Source organism: Rhodococcus sp. NPDC060176 (assembly GCF_042728675.1).
GTDB lineage: Bacteria > Actinomycetota > Actinomycetes > Mycobacteriales > Mycobacteriaceae > Rhodococcus_F.
Genome location: NZ_JBHWYS010000002.1, coordinates 338,323 through 354,192, shown reverse-complemented (window position 1 = coordinate 354,192; position 15,870 = coordinate 338,323). Strand labels below are relative to the sequence as shown.

The 15,870-nt window shown below is 63.5% G+C and carries 14 protein-coding genes; 10 read left to right on the top strand and 4 right to left on the bottom strand.

Annotated elements, in window-relative coordinates:
* Positions 1–2 precede the first annotated feature (2 nt).
* The 3 genes from ACFWEM_RS09935 to ACFWEM_RS09925 all read right to left on the bottom strand — a co-directional run bounded on the left by ACFWEM_RS09935 (position 3) and on the right by ACFWEM_RS09925 (position 2,347).
* The gene (locus ACFWEM_RS09935) at positions 3–719 is read right to left on the bottom strand and encodes an SRPBCC domain-containing protein (RefSeq protein ID WP_378533185.1); all 717 of its coding nucleotides are present in this window, start codon (positions 717–719) and stop codon (positions 3–5) included.
* Between the two features lie 2 nt (positions 720–721).
* Complete coding sequence (locus ACFWEM_RS09930) at positions 722–1,351, bottom strand: ArsR/SmtB family transcription factor (RefSeq protein ID WP_378533183.1); 630 nt, start codon at positions 1,349–1,351, stop codon at positions 722–724.
* Between the two features lie 72 nt (positions 1,352–1,423).
* Entirely contained in the window at positions 1,424–2,347 is a 924-nt protein-coding gene (locus ACFWEM_RS09925) for a neutral zinc metallopeptidase (protein ID WP_378533181.1), read from the bottom strand.
* 163 nt (positions 2,348–2,510) lie between these two features.
* On the opposite strand from ACFWEM_RS09925, the gene aspS reads away from it, so the two are divergent.
* The 3 genes from aspS to ACFWEM_RS09910 all read left to right on the top strand — a co-directional run bounded on the left by aspS (position 2,511) and on the right by ACFWEM_RS09910 (position 6,703).
* Positions 2,511–4,334, top strand: a complete 1,824-nt coding sequence (aspS, locus tag ACFWEM_RS09920; protein WP_378533179.1) for an aspartate--tRNA ligase — start codon at positions 2,511–2,513, stop codon at positions 4,332–4,334.
* 18 nt (positions 4,335–4,352) lie between these two features.
* Positions 4,353–5,330 carry a DUF389 domain-containing protein gene (locus ACFWEM_RS09915; RefSeq protein WP_378533177.1) on the top strand — a complete coding sequence of 326 codons (978 nt, stop codon included), beginning with the start codon at positions 4,353–4,355 and terminating at the stop codon, positions 5,328–5,330.
* Positions 5,331–5,521: 191 nt separating this feature from the next.
* Positions 5,522–6,703 (top strand): kinase, encoded by a 1,182-nt coding sequence (locus tag ACFWEM_RS09910; RefSeq protein WP_378533175.1) that lies wholly within the window; start codon positions 5,522–5,524, stop codon positions 6,701–6,703.
* A gap of 68 nt (positions 6,704–6,771) precedes the next feature.
* Here the strand turns inward: ACFWEM_RS09910 and ACFWEM_RS09905 are convergent, their stop codons facing one another.
* Complete coding sequence (locus ACFWEM_RS09905; RefSeq protein WP_378445930.1) at positions 6,772–7,152, bottom strand: nuclear transport factor 2 family protein; 381 nt, start codon at positions 7,150–7,152, stop codon at positions 6,772–6,774.
* 123 nt (positions 7,153–7,275) lie between these two features.
* On the opposite strand from ACFWEM_RS09905, the gene ACFWEM_RS09900 reads away from it, so the two are divergent.
* The 7 genes from ACFWEM_RS09900 to ACFWEM_RS09870 all read left to right on the top strand — a co-directional run bounded on the left by ACFWEM_RS09900 (position 7,276) and on the right by ACFWEM_RS09870 (position 15,766).
* On the top strand, positions 7,276–8,685 hold the full coding sequence (locus ACFWEM_RS09900; protein ID WP_378534517.1) for a replication-associated recombination protein A: 1,410 nt from the start codon (positions 7,276–7,278) through the stop codon (positions 8,683–8,685).
* A gap of 77 nt (positions 8,686–8,762) precedes the next feature.
* Positions 8,763–11,435 carry an alanine--tRNA ligase gene (gene alaS / locus ACFWEM_RS09895; RefSeq protein ID WP_378445931.1) on the top strand — a complete coding sequence of 891 codons (2,673 nt, stop codon included), beginning with the start codon at positions 8,763–8,765 and terminating at the stop codon, positions 11,433–11,435.
* A gap of 2 nt (positions 11,436–11,437) precedes the next feature.
* Complete coding sequence (ruvX, locus tag ACFWEM_RS09890; RefSeq protein WP_230815526.1) at positions 11,438–11,971, top strand: Holliday junction resolvase RuvX; 534 nt, start codon at positions 11,438–11,440, stop codon at positions 11,969–11,971.
* Positions 11,968–13,278, top strand: a complete 1,311-nt coding sequence (gene mltG / locus ACFWEM_RS09885; protein WP_378533172.1) for an endolytic transglycosylase MltG — start codon at positions 11,968–11,970, stop codon at positions 13,276–13,278. The genes ruvX and mltG overlap by 4 nt, the downstream gene beginning before the upstream one ends.
* Positions 13,268–14,107, top strand: a complete 840-nt coding sequence (locus tag ACFWEM_RS09880; RefSeq protein ID WP_378533170.1) for a shikimate dehydrogenase — start codon at positions 13,268–13,270, stop codon at positions 14,105–14,107. Before mltG ends, ACFWEM_RS09880 begins: the two co-directional genes overlap by 11 nt.
* A gap of 89 nt (positions 14,108–14,196) precedes the next feature.
* Positions 14,197–14,841 (top strand): prepilin peptidase, encoded by a 645-nt coding sequence (locus ACFWEM_RS09875; RefSeq protein ID WP_378533168.1) that lies wholly within the window; start codon positions 14,197–14,199, stop codon positions 14,839–14,841.
* A 226-nt stretch (positions 14,842–15,067) separates the two neighbouring features.
* The gene (locus tag ACFWEM_RS09870; RefSeq protein WP_378445936.1) at positions 15,068–15,766 is read left to right on the top strand and encodes a S1 family peptidase; all 699 of its coding nucleotides are present in this window, start codon (positions 15,068–15,070) and stop codon (positions 15,764–15,766) included.
* The last annotated feature ends 104 nt before the right edge of the window (positions 15,767–15,870 follow it).

Genomic DNA, 15,870 nt, shown 5'->3' with positions numbered 1-15,870 from the left:
ACTCAGGCGAACACGCCGGTGAGCCAGGCCTGCCACGCTGCCGTCGCTGCGTCACCATCCGCATCCGCGGCGAAGAGGTGATGGGCCGCGTCGACGTTGCCGCCGAAAGCGTTTCGGCCGTAGAACCGAAGCAAGGCGTTCTCGGTGCGCAAGCCGATGAACCAGTCGTTGACGTAATCGACGATTGCTTCGATGGTCCCGATTCCGGGCGCATTCACCGTCACCGTGTCGCCGACGGCGGTGTCTCGGGTGATTCCAAGTGCGCCGCGAAGTGTATTCATGGCCTCCGGCGCGCTGGAGGCCTCCGGACCCTCGGCCGAGACGTACGTGGTGGAACTACCGGCAAAGTACTGCACGTACTGGCCGAGACTGTGAAGGTAGAAGTCGGTGTGCTTGCTCGCTCCGTCGTACTGGTTGTCCCAGTCCTCGGCAAACACTCCAGCGTGGACGTAGCGGACAACGGCGGTGCTCTCGTCGCGTGCTTCGACAACGTATTCGAGGTTGTTGAACCAGCCGTCGGGGCCTTGCATGTGGATGGCAAGTTCGCTGGGCGGCTCCCAGGCCGCGATGATCGGGCTGTCCGGGCGGCTGCCGTCGGCGGGGATCTCGAGAGGGGAGGGGAACATCCAGCCGGCCGTTTCGGCCGAGATGGCGGCCCAGATCTGCTCGGGAGTTCCGGGTACGACCACCTCGCGGCGGATTTCGAATTTCTCGGACATTGTTACTTCTCCGTTTCGGGCGCGTCGATTGCCTGGGGTGTGTTGACAGGGGGTGTGGTGAGGCTGGGATGCAGGGCGACAACGAGGCGGTGTTTGCGTCCGCCCTCGGAATTGCCGCCGTGATACTTGGCGACGAGTGAGTTGATCGATTCGCCGAGTTCACCGGCGAATGCGGCGCGGTCGGATGCAGTCGCAAAGGTGATGTCGCTGTCGATGGCAAAGGACGCCAACGGTTTTCCGGCCGCAGTCGCCCCTGCGATCAGCTCGCCGACTTCTCGGACGATCCGTGCCGCAAGAGTGACGAGCCAGCGCGCCGAGAGCTGATCCGGGAACCGGCTCGGGTCCGGGGCAAGCGCAGACATGGCGGCGGGGGAGATGACGTACGACGCGGCGCTGGCCTGCATGATGCGCTCGGTCATGTTGCCCCGCTTGCGTTCCTCGACGAGTTCGACAAGTCCATGCTCTTCGAGAGTGCGTAAGTGGTAGTTCACCTTCTGGCGTGTCAGTCCCACCCGAGGCGCCAGCGAGGATGCCGATCCCGGCACCGCCAATTCGGCCAGAATCCGTTGCCGTATCGGGTCGAGCGATGCCTCCGCGGCAGCGGGGCGATCGATGACTGCTACTTCCAACATGAGAAAACCATCCCACCGACAATAAATTCTGTCAAGACAGAAAAAATTGTCGGCAGGATGGTTTCGGGTTCTCTACCGCTTCAGGTCGGGCGGGTTGTTCAGATCCCTCGCCGAGTAGGTGTCACACGAGGAGACCTGGCCTGTTTGATATCCAGTTGCGAACCACGCCTGACGTTGCGCGGACGATCCGTGTGTCCAGCCTTCGGGGTTGACCCGACCGGTCGTGGACTTCTGGATACGGTCGTCACCCACCGACGAAGCCGCCGACAATGCGTCGCGAATGTCGTTCTTCGACAGGGGCTTCAGGAAAGGTTGGCCGGTTGCCTCGTCGGGAATCGTGTCCGCGAAATGCGCCCAGACGCCGGCGTAGCAATCTGCCTGGAGTTCCGTGCGGACCGCGCCGGACTCCTCACCCTGCGGGTCGGCTTGCGCACGGCCGATGTCGCCGAGCTGATTCTGGATGTGATGACCGAACTCGTGCGCGACCACGTACTCCTGCGCGAGCGGCCCTGCGCTGGAACCGAAACGGTCGACGAGCAGTTGGAAGAAACTCGTGTCGAAGTACGCCGTCTGGTCGGCCGGGCAGTAGAACGGACCGACATCACTCGACGCCTGTCCGCACCCGGTGTTGACCGAACCGCTGAACAAGATGACCTCGGGTCGGACGTACGCGGTACCGGTCTGCTTGACCAATTGCTGTTCCCAGACATCGTCGAGGCTTCCGACGGTCAGGGTTACTCGGCAGTTCACGTCTGCGTTTGCCTGAGCGCCGGTGCACTCGTCGACCGAGGACAGTCCTGTCGATGAATTCGACGTCTCGGTAGACGTGCCCAGAAGCGAGCCGGGATCGCCACCGAACAGCAGTGCCAGGATCAGGACGATGATGCCACCCGCGCCACCGCCGATCGCGATTTTGCCGCCCCGGCCACCGCCGCCCCCGCCGCCTTGAACCTGAACGCGTCCCGCTTCACCGCGAGCCCCCTCGTTGAAGGTCATCTATGTCCGCTTTCTGCTGTCGTGAACCAGTGCTTGCCGTCACTTCTGGAGATAGCTTCGCATGCGATGCGGGTCCGCGTTTCCGCTCTGCGCAGTTCGCTCCGTAGGATCGCAGGCAAAGTAGTCGGTCGTCGGTTATTGGAAGTAGTTCGAAAGGAATCCCGTGCTGCGCACACATCTCGCCGGTTCATTGCGACCCGAGCAGGCAGAGCAGACCGTAACGCTCACCGGTTGGGTAGCCAGGCGTCGTGATCACGGCGGAGTGATCTTCATCGATCTCCGTGACGCATCCGGAGTTGCGCAGGTAGTTTTCCGGGCAGGTGACGTGGCCGAGCAGGCGCACCGTCTGCGCGCGGAATACTGCGTCCGCGTGACCGGAACGGTCGAGGTTCGCCCCGAGGGCAACCAGAACTTCGAGATCCCCACGGGAGCAATCGAGGTCAACGCCACAGAACTCGAGGTTCTCAACGAAAGCGCACCGCTGCCGTTCCAGCTCGACGATCAGGTCGGCGAAGAAGCACGCCTGAAGTATCGATACCTCGATTTGCGTCGTGAGGGCCCCGGTTCCGCAATTCGCTTGCGCTCCAAGGTAAGTGCTGCAGCGCGCGGCGTTCTTTCGCACCACGAGTTCGTCGAGGTCGAAACTCCGACGCTCACGCGTTCGACGCCAGAAGGCGCCCGTGACTTCCTCGTGCCGTCACGCCTTCAGCCCGGTAGCTTCTACGCACTGCCGCAGAGCCCGCAGCTGTTCAAGCAGCTCCTCATGGTCGGCGGCATCGAGCGGTACTACCAGATCGCGCGTTGCTACCGCGACGAGGATTTCCGCGCCGATCGTCAGCCGGAGTTCACCCAGCTCGACATCGAGATGGCATTCGTCAACCAGGACGACATCATCCTGCTCGCCGAGGAAATCCTCACGGCGTTGTGGAAGCTGGTCGGCCACGAGATCAAGACGCCCATCGACCGCATGACCTACAACGAGGCAATGCGTCGTTACGGCAGCGACAAGCCCGACCTCCGTTTCGGTATCGAACTGGTCGAGTGCGCCGAGTTCTTCAAGGACACGACGTTCCGCGTGTTCCAGGCCGAGTACGTCGGCGCCGTCGTGATGCCCGGTGGTGCAAGCCAGCCACGCAAGCAGCTCGATGCTTGGCAGGAATGGGCCAAGCAGCGCGGCTCCAAGGGTCTGGCGTATGTGTTGGTCGGCGAAGACGGCACCCTCGGCGGCCCCGTCGCCAAGAACCTGACCGACGCCGAACGTGAGGGCCTTGCGGCTCATGTCGGAGCTCAGCCTGGTGACTGCATCTTCTTCGGAGCCGGTGCGACGAAGTCGACGCGCGCGCTCCTCGGCGCAGCCCGTGGTGAGATTGCACGTAAGAAGGACCTCATCGATCCCGACGCGTGGGCTTTCGTGTGGATCGTCGACGCTCCGATGTTCGAGCCGACTGCCGACGCCACTGCTTCCGGTGACGTTGCGCTGGGCCACTCCGCCTGGACGGCCGTGCACCACGCGTTCACCTCGCCGAAGCCGGAGTTCTTCGACACCTTCGACACCGATCCGGATTCCGCTCTCGCCTACGCATACGACATCGTCTGCAACGGCAACGAGATCGGCGGCGGCAGTATTCGTATCCACCGCAAGGACATTCAGGAACGAGTGTTCAAGGTGATGGGTATCTCCGAGGAAGAGGCGCAGGAGCAGTTCGGCTTCCTCCTCGACGCCTTCGCCTTCGGCGCGCCTCCGCACGGCGGAATTGCATTCGGCTGGGACCGCATCACCGCGCTCCTCGCCGGCATGGATTCCATCCGTGAGGTCATCGCGTTCCCGAAGTCCGGCGGCGGCGTCGACCCGCTGACGGATGCGCCGGCACCGATCTCGGCTCAGCAGCGCAAGGAATCGGGTATCGACGCGAAGCCCGAGAAGAAGTCCGAGGAAAAGAAGTCAGAGGACAAGAAGTCCGAAGGCGACACCGGCGAAGCCAAGTAGAGCCGACACCGGATCGCCATGCTGCATTTGCGGGTGATCTGCCCGACCGAGCGCACCGAGCAAGTTCTCGGTGCGCTCGCGTCGCAGCGGGGAGCGACACACATCGTCGTATTACGTGATGTCGCAGTTCATCCTGCCGGCGACATGGTGGAGGCCGACGTCGCCCGTGAAGCGGCCAACGACGTCGTCGATGCCCTGAACGAACTCGGCGTCGCCGAGGACGGCGGAATGACGCTCGTACCGGTCGAGACGGTGTTGTCGGCGGCGGCGCGCAAAGCCGAGCGTGACGTGCCGGGTGATCCAGCGGATTCCGTCGTGTGGGAGGAATTGCTGTCCCGCACTCGGGAAGAATCAACTCTCAACGGATTGTTCGTCGCGTTCCTGACGATCGCGTGCCTTCTTGCCGCAATCGGCGTTGTCACCGACTCACAGATCACGATCGTGGGCGCAATGGTCGTCGGCCCCGAGTTCGGGCCGCTGGCGGCCCTTGCGGTGGCACTGGTGCGGCGCGACCGACGGTTGCGCCGACGCTCGATTCTTGCGCTCGCCGTCGGATTCCCCATCGCGATGGGCGTGACTCTTGCTGCCACGTTCGTGGTGAAGTTCTTCGGATGGATGGACGTCGTCAGTCTCGAATCACTCCACGAGGTCGATTTCGTCTACAAGGTCGGGCCAATTTCCTTTGTCGTCGCCCTCCTCGCCGGCGCGGCCGGAATGCTGGCGCTCGTCTCCTCGAAGTCCGCCGCCTTGGTCGGGGTGTTCATCTCGGTCACCACAGTTCCCGCCGCTGGTTTCGCCGTGGTTGCGGCAGCGAACGGGGAGTGGCGGATCGCCGGATTGTCGTCTCTGCAACTGGCGGTCAACCTGCTCGGGATAGTCATCGCCTGTGTACTCGTTCTCTGGGTCAGAACGCGGGCCGACGAGGAATTCGAAGCAGCGTTGAAGGGCATTTCTCGATTCGTCGACGAGGACGACGACGCGGACAAATCGGCGTGAGGTTGTATTTGCGGAGTTCTGCTCACGAGTAGAAAAATTCTCGTGAGAACTGTGTGCCGATGTGGCGATTAGGGACTTTTGTCATCACCGCACGTGGGAGCCTATTTCTGTCGTTGTGAGCCCTTGGATTTACGAGCCTGCGCGGATGAGCTGGGCATGATCGGAGTCACTAACGGGTAAGTTGGTCGGTGATGACCGCATTACTGGCAGACCCCGTTTCCGAAGTCGTCGCAGCTGCTGAGCAGTTGCTGACACGCCGCACAGGGGCACCCGTAACCCTGGTGGATCCAGTTGATCTCGGGGGGAGTGGCCGCACCGTCGTGCTGCGCGTCCGTGTCGCCGAGAATCCGTTCTCGTTGCCTCGCACACTGGTGATCAAGCAGGTCCGCGACAACTTCCAGGGAGCTACCAAGACGGCGATTGCTCTCCCAGCTGCGTCTGAGGGTGACTTCGACGTCGAAACTGCCTTCCTCCGTGAAGCGGTGTCGTATCAGTTCGCCAACGCGCTTGCCAAGGATGCTCGCCCCGGCGCCGAACTGTTGGCGTCCGACCTCGACGCTCGTCTTTTGATCCTGAGTGATCTCGGCGACGCCACCGCCATCAGCGTCCGTCTCGAAGACTCCGACCCGGACACTGTCACGCACACGTTGATGGCCATGGCGCAGGCCATGGGCCGCATGCACGCCGCGACGGTAGGCCGTGAAGACGACTTCACCGCGCTGCTGCGTCGCGCCGAGGTCGCCCATTGCTCCGACGAAGTAGCGGATCAGGTGGGACGCGCCGTGGCCGGTGTTCCCGCGATGTTGGTGGAAAGTCTCGGCATCGATGTGAGCTCGGACATTCTCGAGCAGGTTCAGCACGCGCAGACACTGTTCAGTGGCGGTCGATTCCGTGCATTCAGTCCGTCGGACCTGTGCCCGGACAACATCATCGTCAACGACGACGGCGTGCAGTTCCTGGACTACGAGTGGGGCGGCTACCGCGACGCCCTCCTCGACATCACCTACGCGTTGGTGTCGTTCCCCGGTTGTCTGTGCAACATCGACCTGACCGAAGAGCGGGCGTCTGCGATGGTGGATGCCTGGCGGGCCGAGGTCGTCGGGATGTGGCCCGCCCTGGCCGACGAGGCCGAGTTGGGACGCAGGATCGTCGAAGCCCAGCTCATCTGGGTCTGGCTCAGCACCTACCTGTACCTGCCCGAAGACCATTCACGTATCGCTGCGGTCCGAGAGCACTATCTCTCGATCCCACGCGCCGACGCACTGGTGGGACGCTGGGCCAGGCTCGCACGTTCGGCGCAGCTCGCCGGCAACGACGCCGTCGAGTCACACGCCCGCGAGGTCGTGGCGGCGTTGCGCACCGAGTTCAGTTGAGTCTCTGACCACATGCAGAAGGGCGCCCGTGCACGCAGCACGAGCGCCCTTTCTTTGTCGAGGTCCGCTCAGTTGTCGGAGACCAGATCGCTCTCGGACAGGTCCGTCGCTGCGAGCGCCGTCGCCAGATCAGGATGCCGGAACGTCGACGTGACCTGATCCGCCACGACTCGGAACGCCGAGGCCACAGTTGCGGACTTGTCCGGTTCGGCCGCCCACGTTGCAGTCTGTTCGACGACGACCACGCCGTGGTGGACGTACATCTTTCCGGGGACGAGTGTGATGCCGGCGTTGGTGGCCCACTCGCGCAGGGCAGCGAGTCCCTGGCTCGCGCCCTTGGGGCCGCCGACCTCGATGTCGTCACTCGACAACTGCAGCAGTGTGTCGATGTCTTGGGAGTTGAGTGCATCGTGCCACGCGAGGACGGTGGCGATCTCGGAGGTGCTCATGGCGACAACGCTATCCAATGCTGATTCCCAGCGGGGTGAGGGCTGGCGGAACAGCGGATTGTGTCAGGCGTCGGTGGTCTCTAGTAGCGTCGATTCGTGAGCGATTGGCAAGCGGAAGACAGTGTGGTGGTGAAAGACAGCGTGGTGGCGGAAGACGGCCTCTTCGAGGCAACGCCGGAAGAGTCCGAGATCGACGAACCAGATGTCGTGTCGGTAGCGGAGCGCGCTTTGTCCTCGGTGCCGCCCGGTGCTCCTCTGGCTGTCCGCATGCGCCCGCTCACTCTTGGTGAGGTTGTCGGGCAACAGCACTTACTCGGGCCCGGCGCGCCACTGCGCAGAATGGTCGAGGGATCCGGCGCCGCATCGGTACTTCTGTACGGACCTCCCGGCACCGGCAAGACCACGCTTGCATCGTTGATCTCGGGTGCAACCGGCCGCCGGTTCGAGGCCTTGTCTGCTCTGTCCGCGGGTGTCAAGGAAGTCCGCGGTGTCATCGAACTCGCGCGCCGTCGCCTGCTGAACGGCGAACAGACCGTTTTGTTCATCGACGAGGTTCATCGTTTCTCCAAAACCCAGCAGGACGCCTTGCTCGCCGCAGTCGAGAACCGGATCGTTCTCTTGGTCGGCGCGACCACCGAGAACCCGTCGTTCTCCGTCGTCTCCGCGCTGTTGTCGCGCTCGTTGGTCCTGCAACTGCAATCGCTCACCGCTGCCGATGTCCAGGAACTGCTCGAGCGTGCGGTCGCGGACGAGCGAGGGTTCGGGGGAGCGATCACGATCGACGACGACGCGATGGAACACCTCGTCCGTCTGGCTTCCGGCGATGCACGCCGAGCCCTGACGGCACTCGAGGCCGCTGCCGGGGCCGCACTGGACACTGCAGGTGACGCGCCGGGTCCGGTGGTGCTCGACCTCGCGACCGTCGAGGCCAGCGTCGACAAGGCTGCGGTTCGGTACGACCGTGCCGGAGATCAGCACTACGACGTCATCAGCGCATTTATCAAGAGCATTCGCGGCTCCGACGTCGACGCCGCGCTGCACTACCTCGCACGGATGCTGACCGCGGGCGAAGACCCTCGATTCATCGCACGGCGTCTGGTCGTTCACGCCAGCGAAGACATCGGCATGGCCGATCCGACAGCTCTGCAGACTGCGACCGCCGCCGCGCAGGCAGTGCAGCTGATCGGCATGCCCGAGGCGCGTCTTGCTCTGGCACAAGCCACCATTCATCTGGCGACAGCCCCCAAATCCGGTGCGGTCATCGCCGCTCTCGGCGCTGCCATGGCCGACGTGGCCGCCGGAAAATCAGGACTCGTGCCGCCGCATCTGCGTGACGGGCACTACAAGGGCGCCGAGCAATTGGGCAACGCAGTCGGTTACAAGTACCCGCACGACACACGTGATGGTGTTCTGCGGCAACAGTATCCGCCGGACGATCTGGTGGGTGTCGACTACTACCAGCCCACCGCGCACGGCAACGAGCGAGAGATCGCCGATCGGGTGAGCAAACTCCGCCGAATAGTTCGTGGCTGACGCCTGCCAGGTTCCACCGGTCGACGCGTTAGTCTGGACACCCATAGCTCGACGCTCTTGAAGGTAAGGACCGGTTAGTGCAAACCCACGAGATCCGCAGGCGATTCCTCGACCACTTCGTCAAGGCCGGCCACACCGAGGTGCCCAGCGCCTCGCTGATTCTCGACGACCCGAACCTTCTGTTCGTCAACGCGGGCATGGTTCCGTTCGTGCCGTTCTTCCTCGGGCAGCAGACGCCGTCCTACTCGCGCGCGACGTCCGTGCAGAAGTGCGTCCGCACCCTGGACATCGAAGAGGTCGGCATCACCACCCGCCACAACACCTTCTTCCAGATGGCGGGCAACTTCTCCTTCGGTGACTACTTCAAGAAGGAAGCCATCTCCCACGCCTGGCAGTTGCTGACAGGTTCGGTCGAGGACGGCGGATACGGCATCGATCCCACCCGCCTGTGGGCCACCGTCTACCTTGACGACGACGAAGCATTCGCGATCTGGCGCGACGAGGTCGGACTGCCCGAAGAGCGCATCCAGCGCCGCGGCATGAAGGACAACTACTGGTCCATGGGCATCCCAGGACCCTGTGGTCCCTGCTCGGAGATCTTCTACGATCGCGGCTCCGAATACGGCGTAGAAGGCGGCCCGGAAGCCGACGAGGACCGCTACATCGAGATCTGGAATCTCGTGTTCATGCAGAACGAGCGCGGCGAGGGCACCAACAAAGGCGACTACCCGATCCTCGGACCGTTGCCGAAGAAGAACATCGACACCGGCATGGGCGTCGAGCGCGTCGCGTTCCTCCTGCAGGGTGTCGAAAACGTCTACGAGACAGATCTTCTCCGCCCCGTCATCGACAAGGCCGCCGAACTGACCGGCAGTGTCTACGGGACCGACCACACTTCAGACGTCCGTTTCCGCGTCATCGCCGACCATGCACGCACCGCCGCGATGTTGATCGCCGACGGTGTGAACCCCGGCAACTACGGCCGCGGGTACGTCCTGCGTCGGTTGCTGCGTCGTATCGTGCGCTCGGCCAAACTGCTCGGCAGCGAGCAGCCCACCATGCGCGAGTTCATGATCGTCGTCCGCGACACGATGGCGCCGTCGTACCCGGTTCTGGAAACCGACTTCACGCGCATCGAGAACGTTGCCGTCGGTGAGGAGACCGCGTTCCTCAAGACGCTGGCCTCGGGATCGGCACTCTTCGAGAATGCTGCCGAGTCGGTCAAGTCGTCCGGAAAGTCGGTCATCGCCGGCGATCAGGCGTTTGCACTGCACGACACCTACGGCTTCCCGATCGACCTCACGCTCGAGATGGCGTCCGAGGCCGGTCTCACCGTCGACGAAGACGGTTTCCGCTCGCTCATGGCTGAGCAGCGCAAGCGCGCCAAGGACGACGCGCAGGCTCGTAAGCACGCTCACGCCGACCTCACGGTCTACAAGGAACTGCTCGATCGAGGCGCCACCGAGTTCACCGGTTTCGACGAACTCGTCTCCGAGGCTCACGTTCTCGCGTTGATCGTCGACGGCGTCCGCGTGCCGGTGGCGAAGGCCGGCCAGGACGTCGAGGTCATCCTCGACCGAAGCCCGCTCTACGCAGAGTCCGGCGGACAGATCGCCGACATCGGTTCGCTCACCGCTCCGGGCCTCGAGGCCAAGGTCAACGACGTGCAGAAGATCGCCAAGAAGGTCTGGACGCACAAGGTGACGGTCAAGAAGGGCGAGATCACCGAGGGTGACGTCGTACTCGCGCACGTCGACGCCGAGTGGCGCAAGGGCGCAACCCAGGGGCACTCCGGCACCCACATGGTGCACGCTGCGCTGCGTCAGGTGCTCGGCCCCAACGCGGTGCAGGCCGGCTCGCTCAACAAGCCGGGTTACCTCCGCTTCGACTTCTCCTGGCAGGGCGCGTTGTCCGAGTCCCAGAAGCAGGACATCGAAGCCCTCACCAACGAAGCCGTGGCGTCGAACTACGCGGTCAACACCTTCGTCACGGATCTCGACAAGGCCAAGTCGATGGGTGCGATGGCACTCTTCGGCGAGAACTACGGAGACGAGGTTCGCGTCGTCGAAATCGGCGGCCCGTTCTCGATGGAACTGTGCGGCGGTACTCACGTCGGAAGCTCCGCTCAGATCGGTCAGGTCACGCTGCTCGGTGAGCAGTCGGTCGGCTCCGGAATCCGACGCGTCGAGGCGTACGTCGGTTTGGATTCGTACCGCTACCTCGCCAAGGAGCGCGCGCTTCTGGCCGGACTGTCCTCCTCACTGAAGGTTCCTTCGGAAGAGGTGCCTGCTCGAGTCGAGGCACTCGTCGAGCGACTCAAGGTGGCAGAGAAGGAACTCGAGCAGACCAAGGCCAAGGCTGTGCTGGCGTCGGCAGGCGAGTACGTCGCCAAGGCCAAGCGCATCGGCAGCGTCCTGGTGATCGCCGAACCGGCTCCTGCCGGAGTCGGTGGAAACGATCTGCGCAGCCTGGTCACGGACATCAAGGGTCGCCTCGGCTCCGAACCTGCCGTCGTAGCTCTCCTCGGTGACGTCGACGGCAAGGTTCCGTTCGTGGTCGCCTCGAGCAAGGCAGCTCAAGGTCTCGGTGTGAAGGCCGGCGAACTGGTCGCGTCGTTCGGACCCAAGATCGGCGGCCGCGGCGGCGGAAAGCCCGACATGGCCCAGGGCTCGGGTTCGGACTCCGCAGGAATCCCGGCGGCGCTCGATGCGATCCGGGACAGAGTCGGAGAGCTGGCGGGCGGCAGCTGACGGTGGTGGCTACGCAGCAGGGTCCCGATCGCCCCGGCATCGACGACCCTGGTCGCGGGCGGCGCATCGCCATCGACGTCGGCAGTGTTCGCATCGGCGTCGCGTCCAGCGACCCCGACGGCATCCTCGCGACACCGGTGGAAACGGTTCCACGCTCGAAGGAGCGTGGGCCCGACGCGCCGGATATCCGGCGCATTATCGACATCGTGTCCGAATACGAGGCCGTGGAGGTTATCGTCGGACTGCCACAGACGCTGCGCGGTGAGCAAGGTAAAGCCGCCGGTATCGCGACTGCATTCGCCAAACGACTGCAGCGGGCCGTCGAACCGATCCCGGTGAGGCTGTCCGACGAACGACTGACGACTGTCACGGCTGCGCGCAATCTCCGCGAAAGTGGAGTCAAGGCACGCGGTCAGCGGCCGATGATCGATCAGGCTGCGGCGGTGGAAATCCTGCAAGGCTGGCTGGACGAGCGGAGTAGAGCTGTGAAACCAGGGGAGTCGTCGAAGGACGCTGCACTGGAGGGCGATCTGTGAACGCGCGGTGGGATGAGGGCGGCGGAAGCCGGCCCACCAGTTCGTTCGACTTCGACAACGACGAGACAATGGTCATGCGTGCGCTGCCGCAGAACATCGATCCGCCGCACATGTCGCGAGCGGAGGCACGCAAGCAACGCGAAGCGCGCAACAAGCGCGCCAAGCGAGGCAAGAAGGTCGGTGTTCTCGCCCTACTGGTGTTGGTGATCGCGGTTCTGGGTGTCGGTGCATACGGCGCTCTCTGGTACATGGATCGCAACAAGGCCGCAGAGGATTTCGCCGGCCCCGGCGGCGCACCCGTGGTAATCCAGATCAACAGTGGAGAAACCGCATCGGAAATCGGTGCGACGCTCGAGGCGAAGAACGTCGTCGCGAGTTCCGCTGCTTTCTACAACGCGGCGATCGCCAATCCGTCTGAGATCCAGAAGGTGCAACCCGGCTTCTACCAGGTGCCGGTGCAGAGTAGCGCCGCGAGCGCACTCGACACCTTGGTTGCCCCGGACTCCCGAGTCGGCAGTGTTGTCATCGCCGAGGGGCGTCAGCTGCACGACAGTTCGGACGCGCAGACGGGCTCACTCAAGAAGGGCATCTACAACCTCATTTCCGAGGCGAGTTGTGTCGGCCCGGTTTCCGCTCAGAAATGCGTATCGACAGATGAATTGAACACTGCGGGAGCATCTTCCGATCTGGCTTCGCTCGGCGTCCCGGACTGGGCCATGTCTTCGGTCAAGAGCGTGCCGGACAAGGATCGTCAGCTGGAAGGTTTGATCGCCGCCAGCAGTTGGGATTTCGACCCGACTGCGACGCCCACCGAGATCTTGCGTGCGTTGGTCGAGGGCAGTGCCGCCAAGTACGAGGCCACCGGGATTCTGACAGCCGGAAGCGGCGTCGGGATGTCGCCGTACCAGTTGTTGGTGGCAGCGTCGTTGGTCGAGCGTGAGGCATTGCCTGGCGACATGGCCAAGGTCGCGCGAGTGATCGTCAACCGACTCGCCGTCGATCAGCCGTTGCAGTTCGACTCCACGGTCAACTACTCACTCGACACCACCGAGGTCGCCACCACGGATGCCGACCGTGAGCGCGTCACTCCCTGGAACACGTACGCGATGCCCGGCCTGCCCGCGACGCCTATCGCTTCGCCGAGCATCGACGCTCTCAAGGCCGTGGAATCCCCGGCAGACGGTGACTGGTTGTACTTCGTCACGATCAACAAGGAAGGCCAGACGCTCTTCACCAAGAGTTACGAAGAGCATCTCGCCAACATCGAACTGGCACAGCAAAGTGGGATTCTCGACAGTGGACGGTAGTACCGCGGCAACACTCGAGACGCCGCGTAAGGCAGCTGTTCTCGGAAGTCCGATTGCTCACTCGAAGTCGCCGTTGCTGCACCTTGCGGCGTACGAGGCTTTGGGGCTGAGCGATTGGACCTACGAGCGGATCGAGTGCACCGGCGAGCAGTTGCCTGCCCTCGTGGATTCACTCGGCCCCGAATGGGTCGGACTCTCGGTGACGATGCCCGGCAAGATCGCGGCACTCGAGTACGCCACCGAACGCACACCGCGGGCGGTGACCATCGGCTCGGCCAACACCTTGGTTCGCATCGATGGCGGTTGGCGTGCCGACTGCACGGACGTCGACGGAGTCAGTGGTGCCCTGATCGCCGGCGGTGTCGGCGATCTGAGCGGGAGTTCGGCGGTAGTTGTCGGCGCGGGCGGCACCGCGCGGCCGGCACTGGTCGCGTTGGCCGACATGGGAGTTCGGGCAGTCACCGTGGTCGCACGTGATCCGGGACGCGCATCCGGTGCCATCGAATGTGGTGGTGCTGTCGGGTTGGACGTTGATCTGGTTGCGTTCGACGACGCACGGCTCGGTGGGATCTGCGCCGAATCCTCGGTCTTGGTCAGTACTGTTCCCGCAGATGCGGCAACGCCCTTCGCCCAGCAATTGGGGAAGGCGCGGTTTGTCCTTGACGCGATCTACAACCCCTGGCCGACGCCACTCGCTTCGGCTGTCGAGGCGGCTGGTGGCACGGTGATCGGTGGCCTCGAGATGTTGCTCAATCAGGCCTTCGGACAGGTCGAGCAGTTCACGGGCAAGCCCGCTCCGCGAGAGGCCATGGCAGCCGCTGTCGCCTAGCTCTGTTCACAGGGCCCAGGTAGTCCACAAGACGATTCGTAGTCTGCCGCTGGTGAACGCCAGACCCCATGCTCGAAACCATGTGGACAATGGTGGTCTTGGCAGGCGCTGGGGTCGTCGCAGGTGCCTGCGCTCGGGCGATCGCCGACAGTTGGTTGCGGCGACACGGTTATCGACCAGTCACGACTCGCTGGTGTGCGCCGCAGTGCGCCGTCGCAACAGGTTGGGTTGTCGTCGGTGCGCTGAATACTTCAGTGGTGCAGCTAATTTCAGGTCTCGCTGTGGTGTGGTGGTGCGTTGCGATCTCGACTGTCGACCTGGCTGTGCGCCGGCTGCCCAACAGTTTCACCTTGCCGGGTTACGTAGTCGTGATGGTCTACGCGACGGTGTCGGGAACGGTGTGGGCAGCCGCGGTGGGATCGGTACTGCTCGCCGGAATCCATCTCCTGGCGCACGTGATGTCGCCTGGATCCATGAGTCTCGGCGATGTGAAGCTTTCTCTTCCGTTGGGTGCGCTGACCGGATTGGTGGGGGCGGACGCCTGGCTGTGGTCGTTGATCTCCGCGTCGGTACTCACTGCAGCTCTGGGTATGGTGCTCGAACTTCGAAGACTCGAACGGCGAAAGCTGGAACGTCGAAAATCGGGTCCGGTAGCCCACAATTCGCCCGTCGCGCACGGGCCTTCGATGTGCCTGGCAGCATGCGGTTCGATTGCGTTTGCCGGGTGGACGTGACGAGCGCAACGTTCACGGAGAAAGCTCGCGTCATTGAGGATTCAACGACGGATCGTGATCTGCAGGAAAGACGTAACCGTCGGTTTCATTTGTTCGGCCGTCGTAGGCGCGCAGTCCCAGTATGCGGCGCGTCGGACTTGCCGAATGTCCACATACTGTCGTTCACTGTGGTTTCGGAAATGGGACAAAACGAATCTCGTTTCGCACTCGATTATCGGGGGAACCTATGCGCACAAGGCTTTTCGTCGCTGCGGCAGCCTGTTTGGCGGCTGTGGCTGCAGGGGCAGGCGTCGCCGGCGCCGCGCCTGCACCATCTTCGGTGGCACTGGGCGGGGGCTCAGGAATCCTGCTGCCGGACGTGGATCATTCCGATCCCGACCGAGTTGCGGCGTGCACGTTGACCGCGGTCGGCTATGACAACGCCGGTTCGCTCGTGGCACTCACCGCCGGACACTGCGGAGTTGTCGGGGACCGGGTGTTCGCCGAATACCTGCCCGAAGCTGGTCCTATCGGCCGATTCACCTACTCGAGTCCGGTCTCGGACATCGCCGTCATCGATCTCGACGACGCAAAGGTCGCTCCGCTGCGTACCGTCGGCGGAACGACGATCAACGGTATCGGCGCCCCGCCTGCGCCGGGCACGATCGTGTGCAAGGAAGGCCGTTCGACCGGTAACACGTGCGGTATCACCTGGGGCTACGACTCCGTCTACGGAGAGATCGTCGAGCACACGTGCTCGATTCCCGGTGACTCCGGTGGACCACTCGTCGTCGGCGATCGCCTGGTGGGGTTGATCAGCAACGGTTTTGCGCCGTACTGCTTCGAGCCGCTCCCGCCGCCGTTCCATGCTCCCGACAACTCGGCGGACATCAACATCGGATTGGCTGACATAAACGCCAACGGTGGAGGATTCCGCCTTCTCTAGACCCACAGGTACTGCTGAGATGGCCCACACGCATCGTGCGTGTGGGCCATCTGTGTTCACCTGGAGGGCCACTGTGACAACTGAGGTCTGCGACGTGGAAAGAT

Coding starts and splice junctions, on each gene's coding strand:
- ACFWEM_RS09935 (WP_378533185.1), bottom strand. CDS start 719: ATGTCCGAGAAATTCGAAATCCGCCGCGAGGTGGTCGTACCCGGAACT.
- ACFWEM_RS09930 (WP_378533183.1), bottom strand. CDS start 1,351: ATGTTGGAAGTAGCAGTCATCGATCGCCCCGCTGCCGCGGAGGCATCG.
- ACFWEM_RS09925 (WP_378533181.1), bottom strand. CDS start 2,347: ATGACCTTCAACGAGGGGGCTCGCGGTGAAGCGGGACGCGTTCAGGTT.
- ACFWEM_RS09915 (WP_378533177.1), top strand. CDS start 4,353: ATGCTGCATTTGCGGGTGATCTGCCCGACCGAGCGCACCGAGCAAGTT.
- ACFWEM_RS09910 (WP_378533175.1), top strand. CDS start 5,522: ATGACCGCATTACTGGCAGACCCCGTTTCCGAAGTCGTCGCAGCTGCT.
- ACFWEM_RS09905 (WP_378445930.1), bottom strand. CDS start 7,152: ATGAGCACCTCCGAGATCGCCACCGTCCTCGCGTGGCACGATGCACTC.
- ACFWEM_RS09875 (WP_378533168.1), top strand. CDS start 14,197: ATGGTGGTCTTGGCAGGCGCTGGGGTCGTCGCAGGTGCCTGCGCTCGG.
- ACFWEM_RS09870 (WP_378445936.1), top strand. CDS start 15,068: ATGCGCACAAGGCTTTTCGTCGCTGCGGCAGCCTGTTTGGCGGCTGTG.